Raw genomic sequence first — 22,671 nt, forward strand, 5'->3', positions numbered from 1 at the left:
AAATTTCATAACGCTCTGAGATAGCCAAGCATACCTCCTTCAACGTCTTGTCTACTTCATCGCTAAAGACCACTCTTCGATACTTTGCTGGACAGACCAAGTGATACATAAGAACAGTGACATTGTGGGATTTGTGGATGAACCTACTTTTAGCCATCCACAAAATGTAGTCACAAGTTCATGCTGCGGCTAATGCCGCAGAAACGCAGCAAGCTGCGGGGAATATGACCCGTAGAGATTCAAGGCGCCTGATGAAGTGCCTATCAAAAGACCAAAAGGATTAAACTCAGCCTGCAAAAAAGCGTCCAGCACACCTGCCGTAAAGATGCCGCGCTGCCCTCCCCCTTCCGTCACCAGGGCCACATTGGCAACATCCTGGGCAAGATAGGACAGACCATCAAAGTTTTGTGCTGAATAGGATATGTGTCTTCCTGGCATGGTAATAATCTCATCAATAACGCAGAGGGAGTCCAGGAAATTGGACGCAGACTGTTGTATTTAAACCCCACCGGCTCAGAAAGCCGGATGAGGTCAGGGTGCTTTTCCGGGCTTGACTGATCATCTCCTGATCAGACAGTGAAAGGATATTGCGACGAGCGTACTCTTTGAAATTGATTTAATTTATGACCCTGATTAGAACTCAATAATTAACTTCTTCACAAAGTTCATGAATACCGGTAGCCGATGATCAGTGCGCAGGCCAGCAACAGCTGATCCTTGATAAAAAACACACCAGAACCATTCAGAAGAGGAAAGAATGCATCTTCATTCCAGCCGGGTACTGAAAACAGAAAGGTCAGGGTACCAAAAGCAGTAGCGGCTATTCCCAACACACCCAGTCGACCCAACGTTCGATTCATGGGCATGCACAATAGAAGCAGGAGAAAGAGCCATTCCACAATACCAATAAAGTTGGAAGCCCCCTGTACATCCCAGATCAGATATGTCCAGCTGAACAGGAAGTTGGATTCCATCAGCCTGACAATGCCCTCCGCTTCAAAGGTGTAGAATTTCAGCCAGCCAATCCAGCCCATAACAATGGCAACCCCTGCAAATGCCAAACGTGTCAGCCAGACTTTGAACGTCTCCAGACTTCTACCTGATTTCATCTGTTCAAGCTGGAAAACCAGAACATAGGCAGCGACTACGAACATAGAGAGGTATTTCACAATCCCCTGCCCTGACCCCAGGAACGGGAATCCCCCCAGACTGCTGACCCAGACAGGATTGGTAAACAGGAAAAGAAAGTTCAGCAGGAAAACCAGTGAGGCCATTGCCGCTCCCACTGCGCCTGCTAAGGGTCTGGAAAGACCTGAAAGAAGCAGCAAGCCTGCTGTGATTTCAAACATCAACATCAGAACAGCAATGACAGAGCCACCCAGCCAGGAAAGCAAGGGGGCGAAAAGCGGACTTTTACCCAGCCAGTACTGGATCGATTTCAACTCTGGCTCGGTCAGCTTAAGCCCTCCCAGCCAAATGAGATAGATCGCACACACCAGACTCAGATAGATCACCAGCCCTTTTTCACTGGACCTCCATGTATTGAAAACATTAACCCATTGACGCATAAAACTGTCCTGTTCGATTTATAATTCCACAAATATAAAAATAAACTATTTAGTTCATTTTTATTGCTAAGCACCATAATTGGCAAGCAGATAGCTGTCAAACAAGTTTTGAACTAAATCGTTTAGTTTGTTATTTTTGTCAGCGAGTTAAATCAGGTGACTGCCATGACAAGAACAGAGGAAAAGAAACGGAATGCCATCCGAAAAACGGTAGAGCTTTGTTCCCGATTTGGCTTTCATGGCACCAGCATGGACCGCATTACTGCAGAAACGGGACTGTCCAAGGCAACCATCTACAAATACTTTGCCACAAAAGAAAACCTCATCGCCTGTGCGCTGGAAAGCTACAGTGATCTGGCAATGGAGAACCTGGATCGGTTACTGTCAGATGAATCCCTGACCCTCCATGAGAAACTAACCGCCCGCTTTGATGCTTTGCGAAAAGGAGTGGATCTGGGACAGTTTCATGGCTGCTACTTTCAACTGGCCTTCAGTGAATACGCTCAGGTCAACGAGAAAATCAGCGGCGTTTGCACGCACTACAAAAGCAGTGTCATTAACCGAATAGAGCAGTTGCTTAAAGCCAACGATATTCCAGAGGCGGGAAAAAAGGCCATTAAAGCAGAAATGGCCTTCAACGGGCTGCTCTCAACACTGCACCTGTCACAGGAACCCGTTCTGATTGATATGGCTGAAACACTTTACATAGACATCATAACTGCCCAGTAGAACAAAGCGCTAATGCACACACTCCGTTCATCCTGAGCCTGTCGAAGGATTCTGGTAATCACTTCGACAGGCTCAGTGCGAACGGTATGCAGTATGACACCTGGCTGCACCAGGCATTGTCTGGATTAAACCATTTCAGCTTGTGATGAAGCTGCACCACACTTCCAACAATGATCAAAGTGGGAGCTTTCACTGTATTCCCCTCTACGATCTGACTGATGTTTTCCAGGGTTCCGGTAAACACTCTTTGCTTCTGAGTGGTTCCCTTCTCTATAAGCGCAATGGGGGTATCCAGACTGCGTCCGTGTTTATGCAACTCTTCACAGATTCTGGAAAGCCCCATCAATCCCATATAAAACACCAGAGTCTGGGATGGATCGACCATTTCATGCCAGTTCAGGTTGTAACTGTCGTCTTTAAGATGACCGGTTACAAATCTTACTGACTGGGCATGATCCCGATGGGTCAGGGGAATACCGGCATAACTGGCACAACCGGATGCCGCAGTAATGCCTGGCACCACCTGAAAAGGAATGTTCTCTTCGGCCAGAGTATCAATCTCTTCACCACCCCGACCAAAAATAAAGGGATCGCCACCTTTCAGTCGCAACACCCGTTTGCCTTCTTTGGCCAGATCCACCAGCAACTGATTGATCTCTTCCTGGGGTCGGGCATGTCGATCACGCTTTTTACCCACGTAAATATAATCAGCGTCTCTGCGGCACAACGACAACACCTGCTCTGAAACCAGTCGATCATGAAGCACAACATCGGCCTGCTGCATCAATCGCAACGCTTTAAATGTGAGCAGGTCCGGATCACCCGGACCACCACCGACCAGATACACCTCACCCGTGGAAACCGGCTCAGACTTTGCCAGCTCTTCTTCCATCAGACGCTGTGCAGCTTCGACATCACCCGAAATAGCCTTCTCGGCCGCATGGCCCGTTAATACCCGCTCCCAGAAATACCGTCGATCATTAATGTGACTGAACTTACCGGCTACTTTTGATCGAAACTGTCCGGCCAGTTCTGCCAGACGGCCATAACCAGCAGGCAGGATTGATTCAAGCTGTTGCCTCAACATACGAGCCAGAACGGGAGCTTTGCCTCCAGTAGAAAAAGCCACCATCACAGGAGAGCGGTCAACAATAGAGGGCATCACGGCATTGCCGGATTCAGCATCATCCACCACATTCACAAACAGGTTTTTTTCTTTCGCCTGCGCGGCTACTTCAGAATTCACAACTGGATCGTCGGTGGCGGCAATTACAAGACAGACGCCGTTAAGGTCAGAGGCTTCAAACACTTTCTGCCTATAGGCATGGAAACCTGACTCAATCAGCACTTTTAAATCAGGGTGAATCTCCGGAGACACCAGCTGAATATGGGCACCGGCATCGTTCAATAACCTGGCCTTGCGCAGGGCAATGTCGCCTCCCCCCACCAACAAACAGGGACGATCACGAACTTCGAGGAATAACGGCAAATAATCCACTCGGGCCACTCTCTCTTCCAGTTATCATTATTGTTTCCAGGAAATGCTGCCTTCGCTTCATGAGCGGGGTCCAGGCGCATTTCTCTCATCGTTGCGCGCCATTCTACCGTGAATGCTTATGCGCTAATAAGAAAAAATAATTTGGAGCTTATTCCATTCCTATTCGGTAATCCCTAACTGATCATTGGCACTGTAGTTCTTATCATTCTCGCCGAATAATTCAAAACTGATTGCCTGACAGTCTCATACCAATTTTTACCGGGTTCTGAATGAATAAAGCCGCTTCACTGAGTGCTACTGCGGACAGGGAGTTTTTCCGTAAACTCTGGCGTCTGGCCCTGCCTGTCTCCCTGCAATCAATGATGTTTTCCCTGCTGGGATTGATCGATATTTTGATGGTGGGTCAGCTGGGCGAAACCTCTGTAGCAGCGGTAGGTCTGGGTAACAGAATCTTTTTCTTCAACCTGATTCTGACGGCCTCTCTGGGCAGTGGCATGAGTATTCTTGCCTCGCAGTTCATTGGTTCTGGAGACACAGCCGGGTTACGGAGAACTCTGGTTCAATCATTGCTGGCTTCGATTCTAATTACTTTGCCTTTCGTAGCTTTCTACATGTTGTTGCCAGACCTGGTTATTGGTCTTTCAACCAGCGACCCGGAATTAACCCGACTGGCTATTGAATACCTGCTGATCACCGCTCCCTCCATTATTTGTGCGGCTATTGTCGTACCTCTGGAAGCGGCCATGAGAGCATCCGGTGATGCCAGAACACCAACCCGGGTTGGCTTTTATGCCATTGTGGTCAATGTCATCCTGAACTATGTCCTGATCTTCGGTCATTTCGGCTTCCCGGAACTGGGGGTGGCCGGTTCTGCCTGGGGCACAACCCTTTCCAGGTTCTTTCAGACGGCTCTGTTGCTCTGGTACATAAAGCAGTTCAGAAGCCATTTGATTCCAAAAAAACAGGATGTTGATCTGGGCATGAAAAAGAAGGAGCTGAGTCGCTACTTCAAAGTCAGTGTCCCCATAGTGTTGCAAGATGGTTCCTGGGCGTTTGGTCTGATCGTATACAGTGTCATCTATGCCAGTATTGGCGTGAATGAGCTGGCTATCATGTCGGCCATTTCTTCCATTGAAGCCATCCTGATTTCACTGTTTATCGGATTTGGTGTGGGCGGCTCGATCATTCTTGGCCAGGAATTAGGTGCACAACGTTATGATAAAGCCTGGCGACAGGGCTGGATGATGCTGATCATGTCTCCTTTTATTGCCCTGTTTATCGGTGCCCTGCTGATTATTTTCCGCACTGATGTCGTCACTCTGTTTGGCAAATTTGAAGGAACCACCATGACCATGGCTCAGGAAGCCATGATCGTCGCCAGTATTGGATTATGTATTCGTGTGATTAACCTGATGGGGATTATTGGACTGCTGAGAAGTGGCGGGGATGTCAAAGCCACCGCCATCATTAACATCGTTGCCATGTGGGGTATTGGCATACCCATGGCCTGCCTCGCTGTTTACTGGGGGCTGCCGCTGTACCTGGTATTTATTTTCAGCCTGTTTGAAGAATTGTCCAAGGCTCTGATGGTACTTTTCAGAGTATTCTCACGACGCTGGCTGAAAAATCTGCTCTCTGAACCTGTCACCCAGAGCACTTGAATGTGCTCTGGTTTATTTCAGACCTCATTTTTCCGGAGTACGTTGCATCCAGGCCACTCTTTGCATCTGCTTCATTTCATCAGGATCGACATTGCACAGAAAATCCCTGATGCAATCTTCCATCCTGACGGGGTCCAGATAAACCGCATTGGGTTTATCCATCGCTTCCAGAACCCTGGAAGGGTCGGCAGAAGTGGTAAACCTGGGTGTCTGTGCAAACACGCCTTTTGACAGTATATCCGGAACCCCTTTAAAACCGTCCCGGCCCGACGCATCCGCCACCATAAAGCCGGCCAGTTCCATACCATAGATTCCGGGGCTGAGCGGTTCCTCATTATCCATGGGATCAATATGAGTCGGGGTTTGCAACAACAGCTTCCAGTCAGCTTCCTCAGCATAGTCCTTCATGGCTTTTTCAAACATCAGCAACAGCCCTTGCTTGAAATTGCCCTCATCATTATAAACAGCACACATTTTCTTCACTTCTTCCGGATACAGCTCTCTCGCAATCCTGTACAGCGATGCTCTCAAATCATCGACACAAACCGGCCAGACAATGGTAATACGGTCGGATGAAGAGGCTTTTACCGGAAAGGCCGGCAACCTGACGGACAAGCGGTTGCTATCGGGTCCTTCACCTGTCGGAGTATCCTTGTATTCCTTGTCCAGAGACCGGGTTCTCATCATCTTCTCTAGATAAGGGATCTTGAATCGTATGCCTTGCAGTGCCCTGGCCTGATTGGTGTCTTCATGGTAATAACGCTTGGCTCCCGGGGGTATCTCACGCTCCTGTATCTCCTCATCGTAATACTGGTTCATTGCCAGCTCGGCTTTATGACCATAATCAGGATCCCCCTCGAGCACCTTGAGAAAACCAATAATGGATGACGGAGGTATCGCCTCGAAATCAAACGTCATACTGCCCAATATTTTGGCATAAGAAGCTCTGGAAATTCTGCCTTGCTTGAATTGATAGTGCAGCGAACTGGCCAGCTGCCAGCAAGTATTGGTAAAGGCATCTTTTCTTCGCTCTTTTAAACGCTCTACCCGCTTGCTGTAATCAGCCTCTTTTTCTTTAGATCTCCTTTCCAGCCTCATTTCCCGAACAGAGTTTCTACAGAACAAATCTACCAGCCTGACTATCTGTGTTTCTTCGTACTCTCCCTGACGACCTTCATTTTTCTTTTGGAATATCTCGTCCATTGAATGCCATACATGGGATGCCGTATAGAGATCTGAGTACCTGTTTATCCCCAGATCCATATCCATATCACCCTTCATCTGTACTATCAGTTCCCTGATAAATTCTGAATTGAGATCCGACCTGGAAAGATCCTTTCTGAATACTCTTAACACTACGCTTTCGCGATCCCTGTCACCTCCACTACTACCCAGCAGTAATGCGGAGTCGACATCCATGTCCTTGGACAAGGCATACGCTATGCCGCCACCTGTTGCAGCTACGGCCTTGCCAGCCATTTTTGCGGCCCCAGTGAGTCCGGACTTAATAGTTCCCCACCAGCCTTTCTCCTGTTTAGTACCGTACTCCTCATCCAGTCGATCCTGCATATCAGGATGTCGAGTCTGGGTAAATTCCTGCAACTTTTCAGGCGGCAACTTACTGGTAATTTCTTCCACCAGATCAGGAGACAGATTGGAGGATTCCATCATAGAAGCGATCTGACGACCCGAGAGCTGCTCCATTCCTCTATCTATTCCACCACGGGTAACATGCTTGGTGACTTCGCTGACATTGCCATCGGTTTGTCGACGAATCGCTGATGCCAACTCCTGGGATTTCATTTTACCCAGTAGTTCTGCTGCTTCTTTGACAGGTACTTTCTTCATCATCTCACTGAGTCGGTCTCCGGATACCTGATTCATCATTGCGTGATTCAGTTGTTGGGGCATCTGGTCGACGGCTGAAGACAGCAGCTCTGTGGGTGCATGCTCCAACATGTCTGTCACGATTTCATCGGGTACTTGAGACATTAATTCACTGTGATCTTCACCGGACAGATTGGAGAACAAATCAGCCTTGGTTCCGGCAGGCAGGTTGCTCATAAGCTTCGCCCTTTGCTGGGGTGAAAGCTTTGCCAGCATGGCGGCCATATTGTCATTGGGTGAAGGAGTTGCCTCCTGGGAGGAGCCTGACTGAGTTAACTTCTCAAGACTGGTCAGCTGCCTGGCCAGTTCCGAATTCTCAACCTGGCTCATGGCACTGACCAGATGAGCATCTCCCAGTGCTTCAACCGTGGAGCCTGTTAATTGCTCAAACTTCTCATGGGGCAATTGTTTGGTTAGTTGAGCTTTCTGCTCTGGAGAGGCATAGGTCAGAGCCTGAGTCAGTTTGCTGACCGATTCAGGATCAACTTTTTCTCCACCTGCCAGTGCTTGCTGGAAGGCTTCGACACTGTCAAAGCCGATCAGTTCGGCAAGATCTTCAGGTGACATATGCTTTTGCACTTCAGTCGCCAGAAGATCTCTGTCTACTTTCATCAGAGCTGACGCCATCTGCTCTTCAGGGATAGACTGAATCATTTTTTCAAAATCGCCACTGCCTGAAGCATTGTACAGAGCCTGCTTCTGCTCAGGGGACAGCTGCTCCATGAAAGCAGCCTTCATGTCAGGGCTGCCTTCACGCAACAGTCGGGCTTTGTCGTCAGGAGAGAAGTGTTTGGACATGAGTTCTGCGGTCTTCTCTGGATCCACTTCCCTCATCAAATTCGCCAGCAACTCCGGATCAGATCTTTTCAGCGTTTTACTCATGTCCTCCGGTGACAGGACTTCTAAAGAAAAGTCGAGCAATGACGAAGCCTGCTCCTCTTTTTCAGACTTCACCTTGTCAGACCCAGAAGCCCCACTATCCTTGTGCTGCGGTTCGGATACAGCGCCGGGCACACTGTCCACCGAACTTTCTGAACCTTTAACCGGATTTTTAACAGCAGTCTCTGGAGACTTTTCAGGTAGCTTTTCAGGTAACAATGGCCTGACATGCAACTGCCCTTCTTCTGCCAAAGTCTTGAGCCCGGAGTCCCAGCCGGTATTCTTTTTCTGGCTGTCCAGTGTCGACAATGCCAGTGTTTGGAGACTTTGACGTTTGCCCAAGTCCGGTAATCGCAATACCCGGCTGCTTTCATCATAAACAGGCTTTGACTTTTCTCCCTCCAGAATCACCGTGACCGGCTGGGGGCAGCGTTGATTGACATAATCACAAAGCGCTTTCTCACGAACCACTCTGCCTTCATCCACCTTGGCTCCTGATAACGCCCCCTTACCGGCATGCTCAACCGCCTTCAGAGCCAGTCGGTACTCTTTGTTGAACCGGGCTTGCCACTGACTTTTGGGCAGGTCTTTCATTTTATTGGCAGCATCGAGCAGTTTGGCCAGGGGCAAGCGGACGGGTGACTTGCAGTTATCCAGCTTACGAGCCAGTTGCCAGTGTTCGGAAACCAGCCAGTCGGTAAATTTCTTAAGCTTCTGGTAGCGTCGGCTGACAATGCCGCGAAGTTCTGACTCCTGGAAACCGTCGAGCCTTTTTTGAACACAGCGGCTCTTCAGTGCTTCCGAAGATGTCTCACGGCCACTGTAGTCGGATGGGTTAATGGTGGCGATCAGTTGGAAACCAGGAGCCGGAGTACCTCCCAGAACTTCATTGAACAGACCCTCAATGTAACGGCTCGGCATGGTGTTCAATTCACTGATCACCAGAATAGTGCCATTCTCCATAGCCCGTGCTGCCATCTCCTTCAACTCTTCCCAGTTTTCCGGGCTGGCATTGATTCTTTCAAATTCAGGCTTTCGCGCTTTACTGCCTAACCAGAAGGGCAGCAGTCGATCCAGCAGAACATCCTTCCCCCTGCCGGCTTCGCCTTCAATAACCATGGCAGACTTGCCACCAGTCTTTTCCAACTCCTGCCAGACACTTCTGGCCAATGATTTAACGGCCGGCGTGTCATAATCAAAAAAGTCCTGAGGATCCCGTGCCGCTCTCCATGCTTGATAGAAGGTTTCATATTGCCTGTCCCGGACTTCAACCAGTGCGGTCTTGCTGGGAAACTTTGACTTAAACCAGTTCTCCAGGGCCCTGGCTTCCCTAGCCTGACCCTTTTCTATCTCCCCTTCCAGACATTCACGGGTAGATTGCCAGAGCACTGCATTGAACTCTTCTTTGGAAGGCTGCCCACCAGCACAGTAATCTTTAACGCGAGCCAGAATGTCTTTAATATCTCGCGGACTGAATGCGTGTCCAGGCAAAATCTGACGATAACGGCCGTATAATTCACTAACAGTAGTGACCGCATAATCACGTAATTCATCAGACCACTCACCCGGTATTGCCGGCTCCACAATGGTTTCAGCGAGAATGGATTCTTTGAAGGGACGATAGTAAAGCGTCAGGGTATTTTTGCGCAGGACCGGATCAACTATACGACCATCATAGTATTCCGGATTACCGGTCATTATGATTCTGTGCTTGTCTGTCAGCTTGATCACCCGCCCCATGATAGAAATTTCCGGCGGTTTCTTGTTCAGTCCCTGCAAGGGTTGCAAAACACCCAATTTGACCAGGTTGGCTTCATCAAGAATCAACACCGGTGGCTCTGCCATCTGAGCCCATTTGAGAATGGGACCGGGCTCCAGTTCGGTATGGTTATCCTGAAAACGACTGATCACTTCGAAACAATCGCTCTCGCGCTCCTTGCCCATCTTTTGCTTTAAAAGCTTGCAGTTCTCCTTGCTGAACTCGACTGTCAGATTCTCACTGTTGACAGGCGTATTACTGATTTCACAAAGTGTTACCCAAAGACTGTCCTGAGCAGTGGAGAAGGCCAAATCTTCCTTACGCAGGGTGACAGGGTTGGCCACCAGCTTCTGGGTACCAAACAACTCATCCTGGGTATGCTCCGGACTCAGCGAATAAACCATAGGAGGCTTACTCTCAGAGTAATTCTGATAATCGGAATAAGCCTGCCCTACAGCCTCAGCCGTAAAGGTTTTACCGGTACCGGCTTCCCCTTTCAGCATGACCAGTGGATTGTCCTTGATCTTGCCCAGCAGACGTTGAATACGACGTTTCTGTCGATATCGACTGCCTTTACGTTGCACGATGGCATCGGCAAGATCACGGTAATCACCCTCTAAAAGCTCGGGCTTCAGTATTTTTGCCAACCCCAGCCTGACACGCTCAGTGCTCTGCAAGACTCCGGGTTTGCACAGCGCTTCAACGAATCGATCTGCCTGCCAATGCACCGACTTATCTGGATATACCCGATGCTTGCTCTCCACACCCATCAATGCGTTGTAAACCAACGACAGAAGCTGTCCATCCACATATTGCAAAGGGACTGGCTCCAGTACACGACATTTCAACTGATTGGAGAGCGCCTTTCGGTGCTGCCCGGGAACACACTGAACCACCATTGACATCAGCCGGTTCACAGCTTCTGGAGAATTGACATCAAAGTGACCAATATCAGGGAGCACGTCTGCTGTGAAGCAGCGAGCCAGTTCCCAATAATGTTTCTTGAAAGTCTCCGGGGTAACTGCGGGATGTGCCTGCAGCCAGCTTCTCACCCCGTGGATGTCCACCCTGTGGGTAAAGCTCTGTCTTCTTTCAGGGTATTGCCTGACAATCATGGCTTTGACAAAACCATAAGCCGAAGGATCTCCACGATACTCTTTCGCCACGACATCGTTCATAGCTTTCTGCCAGTGATAAGCCCGTAGCTTTTCACTGCAATCGTTACTCTGCTCAAAACGAACCTGGCGGATAACCTTGGTTAACAGCTCCCGACTCAAGGGAGGAGGACTGTCAGGGTAGCGACGGCCACGGCTTCTTGGCAGGGTTCTGATACTGTTCAGCAAGCTTGAAACGTTTTTGAGCAGTCCAATGTCAACATCTTCTTCTTTGGCGATCTGCTCAATCAATTCATCATTACTGAGCCGAACCCCTTCAGTCTGACCTTTCTGGCTTTTCCAGAGCGCTGGCAGTTTGGTTGCAGGCAAGGTGACACATTCACACTGCAGTTTTGGGAGATCAATTCTGCGCCCATTCAGGAACACATAAGGATGAGGGGATGCCAGGGATTCCAGAAGCTGAGCGACCTCCGGATTGGTATGAAGGCCATGAATCCTTACCTTGTCACCCTTCTGAAGAGCTTCCATCAAGGGTGAAAATTCTTCACTGAAAGTCATCGATACCTGACTTACCAGAGGCAGTGAGCACAACAAGGTATTCGGATCGGTTTTAGAGGTAACGTGATACTCAAAAACAGCGCCGGTTTCCATGGCCTCAAGATCATTCTCAGTCTTGAGAACCACGCTTTCTCCTGCCGTGGGTTCGACAAGACGCTCATCAAGCCCCAGCCCGGAAGGAGGTCTTGTACCCGAAGCCAGCATCAAGGCTGGTCTGGGATTCATGCCTTCCATTCTGGCAATTAACTGAACCCACTGATGTTCTTTCAGACTACCGGACACCATGACTGAACAGGGAGCTCTCCCCTCCAGAAGACCGGTAAAAGAGTTGGTGCCACGGAGCTGACCTCCTTCAAAACTGATATCGGACATCAGTCGGTCAAAACATTCTTCATTGATGCAGACATAGGGGTCTGCCGGGTTGCCTGCCGGAATCTCTTTGAATCGCTCGACCAGACTCGCCCTGGAGGTTTTTTTCGAGGCCAGCTTGAGGTTTGCGGGCCAGTTAATCCATTCATTGTTCGCCCAGAATCCCCCTTCTCTCATGGCTGCTGCCAGGGTTCGGGTAAAGTCCGGGTCATCCCAGGGAGCATTGGTCAAAATCAGCGTTTCTGTTTCGTCGGCAAGATCGACCACCAGACCTGATTCAAAACCCAGTGTTCCTTTGTCAGAAAGCCGGATCCCACCCAACAATAGCGACTGCCAGCTGCCCTTCTCTTTAAAGAAATCCAGCTCACGGCTGGTTTCAGGATTTGGCTGAGCTTCCAGCTCCTCACTGTCGAGATCGGTGACACTGAGAACTTCCTCGTCGGTTTTATCCTGCTCCGTAGGCTCTGGTGAATCCGATACCCCAAGACTGTCCATTCTTCGATGGAAATCCGGTCCGGGCACACCAGGACGGTTTTCCAGCATCTTGGATTCCATCAGGCCCACAATCGTGACATTGGGCCCCAGCAACCGTCCCTGATAACGGGGGGGCGTATCAAACAATTCATTGAGAGAAGCGGTTTGTGCGGCATTCAACTCAGGAAAATCTATAACAACCGTTAGCGGAAGATCCCCATACAAACGGCCCGGACCGGTTTCCAGAGGCTTGTCCGGCTTGCAGGTCACGGTTCTAACCAGATGATCCTTGTCGAAATCCGTGGGCTTGGTGATGTGAACAACAGAGCCTGGATGCTGAATCTGTCGATAATGATTGAGCACTGCCTGACGTTCTTTTTCATTCTCGACGAAGTAGGCACCGGCGGGGGCTTTAATGTCTTTCTTGAACAGATCCAGGCTGTCGCTGTCCCTGACCACCACCACAAAGTCATCCAGCATTTTCTGCTTCTGTTTCTTCTCGCCTAGCTTGAGAAAAGAAACCACATTCAGCATCCGGTACTTCAGGGATTCAGCCATGGGCGCTTTGGAAGCGTGAGCGGGTTCAGAAACGACGGAAGACAGTACCCCCATGAAATCCGTAACTTTAGCCATGCCAGTGCACTCGTGAGATTGACCTGTTTAGGCTATCGGCAGCAGGCGGGGATTTTGACTGGCAGGGTCAAGAAATGATGGCGGGCATAATACCCGGCCTTTTTCTAATCAGCCTCTCAGACCTTAAGTTTCATAAACCCGGTTGAAGAGCTCTTCGGGAAGATGCTTTAACAAGTCCTGAAGACAATGCCTTAATTTTTCATCATCCATATACACCGCATTTGGCTCACCCAGTGATTGCATAATTCGGGCAGGATCAAAACTGGGCCTGAACCCTTTACCCTTGGCAGTGGCCACGACAGATGGACAATTAATGTTAGAAGCGTCCATACTATCTGATACGAAATACCCGATGTCTTCCATTCTGTAGATGCCAGCCTCTAAAGTATTGAGTATTTTTGAACTGTATAGATTCCTTGTCACTGGAGTTTGTTGGACCAGCGCCCAGTCGGCATTGTCCCGGTAGTCATAGAGCGCTTTTTCAAGACAGGCTAACACTTCATTCTTGGCATTCGTAGAGATCTTTTTCTGTTTGTCCAGCCTTGGACACTTTTTCAACTCCTCTTGAGCCAGCTTTCGCAACCTGCCGATATTGATGGGTAAGATCACAGAGTTTTTTTCAGTAGCATCGCCTTTCCCTTCAAAAGGTGCAGCAACTCTCGCCAAACGGGGTATATCGAGCTTACCTGCAGCAGGATCCCACTTCCATTCCGAATCTATGCCTCTGGAGCTCATCAGTTTTTCCAGATAAGGCACCTTCAGGGTATGAGCTTCAAGATGCCCGTAGCTTCCCCTGAGCCTGGTGATGGCAGGTGAAATATCTCTTCGAACAAGCTGCGTCTGGTAGTATTCGTTCAGGGCCTCTTCAGCTTTGCGTCCATAGTCTGGATGCCCCTGCAACATAGGAAGCTGGGCAATAACCGCTGAGGGCTCGAAAGCCTGATAGTCAAACAACATCTTGCCCAACATGGAACAATAGGCCTCTTTAGAGAATTTCCCGTGGTTCTCCATAGCCATATGGAACGCACTGACTAAGTGATACCCCAAACTGGCGAAAGCCGCTTTTCTTTTCTTCTTTAATGCTTCCAGATCTATTTTCTTCTTATCTTTTTCAACCACATGAATAGGACGGGTGGCATTTTTACAGAAAAGATCCACCAATCGTACCAACTGCTCATCTTCTTTCTTGCCCAACTCGCCCTCAGCTTTATGCTTTAGAGCCTCAACAAAAGGCGAATGTATCTGGCCCAGAGCAGGAATTGCAAAGTTATCTTTTACATCCAGATCAAGATCCAGTTCGTCTTCAAGCTGTTTTACAAACTCGTTGATCAAAGGCGTTCTCACTTCTTTGGGTAAACCCTTGCGAAACGCGGTGGCGACATGCCTTTTCTTATTGGATTTCGCACTCCCATTCTGAACCCAGACATCACTGGTCACATTACCCGCCATATCGGTGAGCATACTTTTAACACCCGTTCCCATGGACTTAAAATATTCGGTCCAGGTTTGGCCATGGGCAGCTTTCAGATGGTCGGGCAGATTATCCCGGGGGATTTGCCCTACGATGCTCTCCCGATGGGCTTCAGGGACTTCCGCCAATGCCTGTTCCAGTTCTCCCGGCGATAACTTGGCCAGAGCCGCAGCCACTGAAGAGAGTTTTACATTCTCAACAATGGCATTTACATCTTCAGTGGGCAGAGATTCAATCGTAGCGGCTAACGTATCACTGGACATTTGCTGAATCATACCTGCCATATTTTCTTCGGGTATATGCTTAATTGCTTCTGAGAGTTCTTCATCCGAAAGATTGCTCAGCCTGGCCTCAACCAGCTGTTTGGGGACTTCCGCCAGTACTATCTGCATTAACTCGGGGCCTAGCTCGCTCATCATCTGGCTCTGACTCTCGACAGAAACCTTCGCCAATAGCTGATTCAATTCCCCATCTTCTGCTTTTGAGAGCATCTGCAAGCGCCGACTTTCAGGAACATAGCGCAACAACCTTGACCACTCGTCATCCTTTGCAGACACCAGTGCCTTCTGTAAATTCTCTGGATTCAGTGCCAGATCAGACTCACCCTCAACTTGCGGCAAATGCTGCTTGATGAGTGCCTGAAGCTCTTCTTCAGGTGCATCCTTAAGCAAAACCTGGGATACATCATCCATGGGAACAGACTTGAAAGCAGGCAAAGTTTCCTCAAGAGGCAGCTCGTTCATTGCTTTGGCTGCATAAGGGCTTTGCTCTATAACCTGCCGTTTGACTTTGCCTGAAGTATGCTCCCAGACAGAGTTCATAAAAGCCGGATCACTGGCCATTTTCATCCCGGTTTCAACTGCAGGCATAAACTCATTCAATAACTCGGACAGCTCTTTAGAGCCTGACATTTTCATAACAGAAGCCATCAGACCCGAACCGGCTCCCATGATGGCACTCACCATTTCAGAGCGTGGCAGTCGTGAAGTGGCCAGACCCAGCATGGAGAAGTTTTCTTTCTTTTTTCGAGCCAGATGCTGCTCATTAGCATCCTGCTCACTGCGGGTTGATTGATCCACAGCGGCAGGCTTCTGCTGCTCTTTAGCGGCTCTGGTTAAGGGCGGAGTATCGACAGGAGTGTCTGATTTATCTTGTACTTTTTTATGCTCTAAGGGTACAAGGGTTGTCTCTTCATCTTCAACAACAATGGGTTCTTCCGAGTCATTTCCTGGATTCCAGGGCTCTTCAATGCCTTCGACCTCCAGTTCTTCAAGCCCGGAGCGAATTGTCATTTCCTGGTCATAGGTCTGGAGCGTTTTATCAGCCAGAATTTTCAAATCCGATACACGTCCAAGATCAGGTAATACCAGGATTGACCGTTTACTGAGATAGGCGGCACTGGCGCCCGGCCCATCCAAAATAATTGTTACAGGCCGCTCCCTCTTTTCATTCAGATAACGACAAACCTCTGCCTCTCTGTCGCTGCGTTTGCTCATCGAAGTACTTGTTTTAGAAGCGGCTGCCTCTTCATGCCCTTTAAGAGCCATGCGAGCCAGCCGGTACTCATCGTCAAATGCCTTTTGCCAGTGAGCTTCTTCCAGAGTATGTAATTTCTGTGCGGTTTTGAGCAGCTTCTTGAGAGGTAATCGGACTGAAGAACCCAGCTTCTCCAACTGAGTAGCCAGCTTGAAATGTTCCCCCACCAGCCAGTCGGTAAACTTTTTCTTTTCCTTGAAGCGTCGACCCAAAATACCTTCGAGTTCATTAAGAGTGAACCCGTCAATTTCGATTTTGACACAGCGGCTGGCCATCGCTTCCGACATTTTTTCCCGGCCACTGTAGGTGGATGGATTAATCGTAGCCAGCAACTTGAAGCCGGGTGTAGGTTCACCGCCAAGAATTTCGTTAAACAGTCCTTCCAGGTAGCGACTGGGCAGAGTATTCAACTCACTGATCACCAGTTTGGAGCCTTTTTTCATGGCCCGCTGGGTCATTTCTTTCAGCTCATCCCAGTTTTCAGGACTGGCATTGATCCGCTCAAAAGCAGGATCTTCCCCTTTTGAAGCCATCCAGAAGGGTAACAGGATATCCAGCAGAGCATCCTTCCCCCGCCCAGCTTCACCTTCAATAATGGTCGCGCGCTTGCCTCCGGTTTTTTCCAGTTCCTGCCAGACTTTCATTGCCAGGGATTTTACGGAGGGAGCATCAAAGTCGAACTTTCCACCCTCGTGGGCTTTCTTCATTTGTTGATAAAAAACATTGAAGGCTGCAGCCCTTTGCTCAACAGGTGAAAAATCACACTCATGATTTTTCCTGTACCAGTGCTTTAATGCTCGAGCCTCACGCGCCTGATACTTGCCTACTTCACCTTCGAGGCACTGGGACATTGACTCCCAGATAATGGCATTAATTGCCTGCTCAGAAGGCGGGGTTCCATCAGGGCAGAAACTTCGTATTCTGGCAATAATGTCTTTGATATCTCTGGGCCCAAAGGTATGCGCGGGTAAAACACTTTTATAAAGATCATAGAGTCGAGCTGTGGTGCTGACCGTATGATCCAACAGGGCGGGCGGCCATTCCTGAGGCAGGCCGGGACGAATGATCGACTCAGTGAGTACAGAACGGTTGATCTGCCTGAAAAACATAGGCAGGACATGTTTCCTCAACTCAGGGTCAATCATCCGCCCATCATAACTCTCCGGATTCCCGGTCATGATGACCCGGTGTTTGTCCGTTAGCTTAATCACCTTTCCGAGAATATTCAGTACCGGAGGTTTTTTCGACAACCCAATCAGTGGCTGCAAAACACCGGCCTTGACCAGGTTGGCTTCATCCAGAATCAGAACCGGCGGATTCGTCATTCGAGCCCACTTCATAATGGGCCCGTCCGAGAACTCCATTTTATTATCCTGAAGCTGACTGACCATCTCTGCACATTCGTCTTCAAGATCCAGTGGTGCCAATATCTTGTTCAATGCCTTGATCTTGTCACGATCAAAGGCTATTTCAACAGAGTCACTCTGTTCCGGTGTATCCGTTACCTGACACAGAGCAGCCCAGAGAGTGCCACTGGCTGTTGAAAACTTGAGACTGTCCTTTGTGATGGCTACCGGCTTTGCCACCAGAATGTCTGATCCAAAGAGGTCTTCCTGCTTGTGTTCCGGACTTAAGGAAGCAACAATCGGCTCTGACTCATCGGTGTAACGACTGGCATAGGCTTTCGCCACTGCTTGGGCCGTAAAGGTTTTACCCGTCCCGGCCTCACCCTTGATCATGATCATGGGATGGGTTTCCAGCCTTTCCAGAATACGTGCTACCCGACGTTTCTGACGATACTGACTGTCACTTCGATGGATCAGGGAGTCGCATAAATCACTGAACTCCCCCTCCAACAAATCAGGTTTAAAGTGCAGTTTGAGCAATGCGTTCATTTGATCAAGGTTGCCCATGACCCCTTTTTGACTGAGCTCAGAAGCCAGCTGTGCGGCCTGAATATGAACCGGTGTCGTTTTATCAACCCTCTTTTCAAGACCTGCGGCCATCAACGCATTATAGAGACGCCCCTGCAGGTCACCGTCATAGGACTGCAATGGTGGCATTTCTCTGATCCTGCATCCCAGGCGTCTGGACAGCAGTCGCTGTTGAGATTCGGGAACCAGTTGAACCAGCTGTTGTGCCAATAGACTGACATATCCGTCTAAATCAAGAAAACCAGGAAAATTTACAGGTGTAATCAAAGAACCCGGACTAAAGCATCGAGCCAGCTCCCAATAGCTTTCTTTAAGATCCTGTCTTTTTACCCTTGGGTGTTTCTCAAGCCAGGCACGCACTCCATGAATATCAACCCGACGTGAGCCTCCCTGATCAAATTTTTCAGCAATCTTAGATTTGATAAACCCATACACGCCCGGGACAAGACGATATTCTTTTGCCAACAAATCATTGAGCGCTTTCTGCCAATGGTAGTGGGTTGCCATAGGACTGCAGTCACTCTTCCTTTCCCGCTCAACTTCACTTATCACTTTTTCAAGAAAGGCCCTATCCACCTTTGGAGGGGCGTCAGGATATTCCCTACGACGACTTCTGGGAATTTCCTTCATCAACTGCATCAGTTTAATGACATTCAACAAAGACTCCTCACTGCACCCCGACTCGTTTGCGACTTCTGCTAACCAGCCAGTGTTCACTGTTACAGAAGTCATTGACTTGCTCTCGACTGCCAACCATAACCCTGCTTTAGCTGGCACGGGACACTCAAGCTGCAGTCCCGGCAAATCGATCCGTCGACCGTTCAAATAGAGATAAGGAGGCGAAGCCATCAGTGTTTCCAGTAACACGGCTACCTCAGGATTGGTTTCCAAGCCAACCAATCGGACAGCCCTGCCCTGCTCCATAGCCTGCATCAATGGCGAGAAGACTTCCTTGAAGGCCATGGCTTTCTGACTGGCCATGGGCATAGTGGCCAACAGAGTGTTGGGGTCAGTCTTTGAAGTAATGACATACTCATAGACATCGTCAGAGTCAGATGTCAGCTCAGGTGGCTTTATCTGAACAGGTCGGACAAAACGGGACAGGGAAAAGCCTTCCGGCAGATCACAACCTTCGCGAATAGACAGCGAGGATGTGGGTTCCAGACTCTCAAGACGTTTCAGGAGCTGAATCCACTGATAATCTTCCAGTGAACCCGTTACCATAACCGTGCATGGAGCTTTACCTTCTACCAGTGAGGCAAAGGTATCACAGTGCTTCAGTTCACCGTTAGCCAAACTGACATCCGAAGTCAAACGATCAAAATACTGCTCATTGACACAGACATAGGGCTGCCCTTCTTCACCAGGGCTGAGTTTGTCCAGCCTTTCATTAATCTTTTCAAGGTCGGTAACTGATCGAGAGAGTTTCAGTTGTTGAGGAAGCTTTACCCACTTTCCATTAGCCCAGAAACCCTTCTCTCGGTGGGCTGTGGCTAATGTGCGCTCAAAGGAAGGATCATCCCAGGGGGCATTGACCAGGTTAAGATAGGCTATATCCTCTGGAAGACCCGCCAACACCCCTTCTTTAAATTCCACAGAACCCGAGGTTGAAATGCGAATCCCCCCAAACAGATGGGCATGCCAGCTTCCAGCCGTATTATGAAAATTGATATCCGTGTACTCTTCCCCTACGTTAGGCGCATCTACAAACCCGTCTTCACTGTCCTCCAGATCACCTACACCGAGTTCATCGTAATCACCAAGGAGAGACTCCTGATCGATGTCTTTGAGGTCCCTGACGCCAAGATCGTCAACACGTCGCCAGAAATCAGGTCCCGGGTTATAGGGGCTGCTGTCCAGCATACTTTCATGGACGAAAGCCGAGACCGTGATATTAGGCCCCAGAATCCGGCCCTGATAACGGGGAGGATCATCAAATAACTCATTCAGAGAAGCGGTTTGTGCAGGACTGAGTTTCTGGAAGTCGATCACCAGAGTCATAGGCTCATCGTCATAAAGACGTCCGGCACTGGTTTCGAGGCCTTTTTCCGGGTCACAGGTGACAGTTCGTATCAGATCATCTTTATCAAAATCACCTGGTTTGGTGATGTGCACTACAGAGCCCTTGGGTTGACTGTTCCGATAATGACGGAGCACAGCCTGGCGCTCTAAGTCGTTATTGACAAAGTAGGCACCTGAGGTGGATTTAGTGTGCCCTTTAAACTGCTCTATGTCTTTGTCATCCACTACCACGACAACAAAGTCATCCAGCAGCCGCGCCTTTTCCTGTCTCTTTTTTCTCACACGACCCAGAATGGGGATAATATCCAGCAATTGAAAGCGAACACTCTCAGCCCCCGGGCCAGATTTGCCAACAGAAGGTTCACTAATAGCCTGGGAAAGCACTCCCATGAAATCTGTAACTTTTGCCATTGGCCCATCCTGAAACCGATTAACCTGATAGGGTTATCGACAGGAGCAGAGCATTTTAAGATGGGATCGGTAGAGAGAGGGGTTAAAGCAAGAAAGGAACAGGTCTGCATCTCAGCAGACCTGTTTTCAGGCAGCGTTTATCTGCCCAGAACAGTGACTCCGCCCATGTAAGGCTGAAGCACTTCAGGAATGTTAATGGAGCCGTCTTCATTCTGGTAGTTTTCCAGAATAGCTACCAGAGTTCTGCCCACTGCCAGACCTGAACCATTCAGGGTATGCAGCAGTTCCGGCTTACCGGTTTGGGGATTACGGAAGCGAGCCAGCATACGACGGGACTGGAAATCCATGCAGTTGCTGACAGAAGAGATTTCACGGTACTTGCCCTGACCTGGCAACCAGACTTCCAGATCGTAAGTCTTGGTAGCACCAAAGCCCAGATCGCCTCCGCAGAGAGCTACAACACGGTAAGGCAGGCCCAGCTTCTGCAAAATAGCTTCCGCATGACCGGTCATCTCTTCCAGCGCTTCAAAGGATTTCTCCGGATGAACCACCTGCACCATTTCCACTTTCTCAAACTGGTGCTGGCGGATCAGGCCACGGGTGTCACGCCCATGACTACCGGCTTCACTGCGGAAACAACTGGTGTGCGCAGTCAGTTTAACAGGCAGTTCAGCTTCATCGAGAATGCTGTCACGAACCACGTTGGTCAGTGTCACTTCAGAAGTAGGGATCAGGTAGTACGGCTTTTCAGCTTCAGCACATTCAGTCTTGAACAGATCTTCACTGAACTTGGGCAGCTGGCCAGTCCCCAGCAGCGCAGTATCATGAACCAGCGCCGGAGTATTCACTTCCTCATAACCATGCTCTTCAACCTGGACATTCAGCATGAACTGGGCCAGAGCACGGTGAAGACGGGCAATGCCGCCACGCATCAGAGTAAAACGGGCACCTGCCAGTTTGGCCCCGGTTTCGAAATCCAGACCCAGTGGCTCACCCAGATCCACGTGATCCTTGATCTCATGTTCAAAGTCTACCGGTGTTCCCCAACGGCGAACTTCAACATTGTCCTCTTCATCATTACCTTCAGGCACAGATTCATGAGGCAGATTAGGAACACCCAGCAACAGGTCGTTCAATTCTTCCTGCAGTGCAGAGAGTTCATGTTCAGATTCTTTTACCTGAATAGAAATCTCGTCCATGCGGGCCTTGAGTTCGGAGATATCACCGCCCTGGGATTTGATCTTGCCGAATTCTTTCGAACCGGACTTACGTTCGCTCTGCAGCTGTTCGGTGCGAATCTGCAGGGACTTGCGACGCTCTTCCAAAGCGTTCAGTCTCTCTACATCCAGCTCGAAATGCTTTTTACGAAGCAATGCAGCCACTTCATCGAGGTTGCTGCGAACGTATTTGGGATCCAGCATGTGAATTCCGTAACCTTATGTCTTGAACAATTCCAGGGGTCCTGAACCAGGACGAGTGCAGAGATCCTGAACGGACCTCTGTGAAGCACCAATAATAAGGAAAGTCTGCAAATTCACAAGAGGCAGGCCCCTTAATTACGGAAATTGTTTAGGTGGGAAGTCGAATACTTATGCATTCCTGGCCAGAAAGAGAGCCAGAGATATTAATGACAGTGGATTTATATTTTTTATTTAAAAACACTCATTTGATTGTTTATCCGGACAATCAGAAAATTTATTGCCCAATAAAAAAATAATTCTATCCCTAAGTGTTGTCATTCTGGTCAGAACTACTGTTCAATCTGGACGCAGAATCTCTTCGCTCTACAGTTCGTTCTGAAAACGGTTGGGTAACATAAGGGTTGTCTTTAGCTTTTTCTCTATTTCCACTCAGATAGGTACTTTGAGGACTTGATGCAGTCACAGCCCTACCTGTGAAAAACGCCTTGACGGATTTGAAAAAGGCTCTTAATGGATTCCGGGGAGTTATCCAAACAACACTCCCAGAAGACCGGTTAGAGCTGCTTTCCCGCGCTTCTTGATATTGTGCAGGCACTCGAAGAAACCCAAATACAGCGGTAACTTCTCTTGTGATATACCCCGATGAGGACGCAACCAGGAACGCAACAGCGACCAGAACCCCTCCATTGTATTCACATGAATCTCATGAAAACCGTCGCCGTCCTCATCTCGTGCATATTCACCGG

General features: G+C 49.1%; 9 protein-coding genes and 1 pseudogene. 2 read left to right on the forward strand and 8 right to left on the reverse strand.

Translation table 11 applies throughout. From position 1 onward, the window contains the following. The 3 genes from WG89_RS29140 to WG89_RS01845 all read right to left on the reverse strand — a co-directional run. On the reverse strand, positions 1-157 hold a 157-nt coding region (locus tag WG89_RS29140), incomplete at its 3' end, for a transposase (RefSeq protein WP_172806676.1). A gap of 32 nt (positions 158-189) precedes the next feature. Next, a complete protein-coding gene (locus tag WG89_RS01840; protein ID WP_062260581.1) occupies positions 190-438 on the reverse strand; it encodes a patatin-like phospholipase family protein in 249 nt (82 codons plus the stop codon). 227 nt (positions 439-665) lie between these two features. Then, a complete protein-coding gene (locus WG89_RS01845) occupies positions 666-1,568 on the reverse strand; it encodes a DUF417 family protein (RefSeq protein WP_062260583.1) in 903 nt (300 codons plus the stop codon). A gap of 165 nt (positions 1,569-1,733) precedes the next feature. Here WG89_RS01845 and WG89_RS01850 point away from each other — a divergent pair, with 165 nt between their 5' ends. Further along, the gene (locus WG89_RS01850) at positions 1,734-2,297 is read left to right on the forward strand and encodes a TetR/AcrR family transcriptional regulator (RefSeq protein ID WP_062260586.1); all 564 of its coding nucleotides are present in this window, start codon (positions 1,734-1,736) and stop codon (positions 2,295-2,297) included. Between the two features lie 58 nt (positions 2,298-2,355). On the opposite strand, the gene cysG is transcribed toward WG89_RS01850, so the two are convergent. Continuing rightward, entirely contained in the window at positions 2,356-3,795 is a 1,440-nt protein-coding gene (cysG, locus tag WG89_RS01855) for a siroheme synthase CysG (RefSeq protein ID WP_062260597.1), read from the reverse strand. Between the two features lie 269 nt (positions 3,796-4,064). On the opposite strand from cysG, the gene WG89_RS01860 reads away from it, so the two are divergent. Next, a complete protein-coding gene (locus WG89_RS01860; protein WP_062260588.1) occupies positions 4,065-5,456 on the forward strand; it encodes an MATE family efflux transporter in 1,392 nt (463 codons plus the stop codon). A gap of 24 nt (positions 5,457-5,480) precedes the next feature. Here the strand turns inward: WG89_RS01860 and WG89_RS01865 are convergent, their stop codons facing one another. From WG89_RS01865 to WG89_RS31015, 4 genes and pseudogenes are all read right to left on the reverse strand, one after another. Next, positions 5,481-13,130: a magnesium transporter MgtE N-terminal domain-containing protein gene (locus WG89_RS01865; RefSeq protein WP_062260590.1), complete on the reverse strand. Its 7,650-nt coding sequence runs from the start codon at positions 13,128-13,130 to the stop codon at positions 5,481-5,483. Positions 13,131-13,253: 123 nt separating this feature from the next. After that, positions 13,254-20,504, reverse strand: a complete 7,251-nt coding sequence (locus tag WG89_RS01870) for a magnesium transporter MgtE N-terminal domain-containing protein (RefSeq protein WP_062260592.1) — start codon at positions 20,502-20,504, stop codon at positions 13,254-13,256. Positions 20,505-20,641: 137 nt separating this feature from the next. Further along, the gene (gene serS, locus WG89_RS01875; RefSeq protein WP_062260594.1) at positions 20,642-21,925 is read right to left on the reverse strand and encodes a serine--tRNA ligase; all 1,284 of its coding nucleotides are present in this window, start codon (positions 21,923-21,925) and stop codon (positions 20,642-20,644) included. A gap of 525 nt (positions 21,926-22,450) precedes the next feature. Then, positions 22,451-22,671: pseudogene (locus WG89_RS31015) on the reverse strand (IS1595 family transposase); the annotation flags it as partial.

It is taken from the genome of Endozoicomonas arenosclerae, from assembly GCF_001562015.1.
GTDB lineage: Bacteria > Pseudomonadota > Gammaproteobacteria > Pseudomonadales > Endozoicomonadaceae > Endozoicomonas_A > Endozoicomonas_A arenosclerae.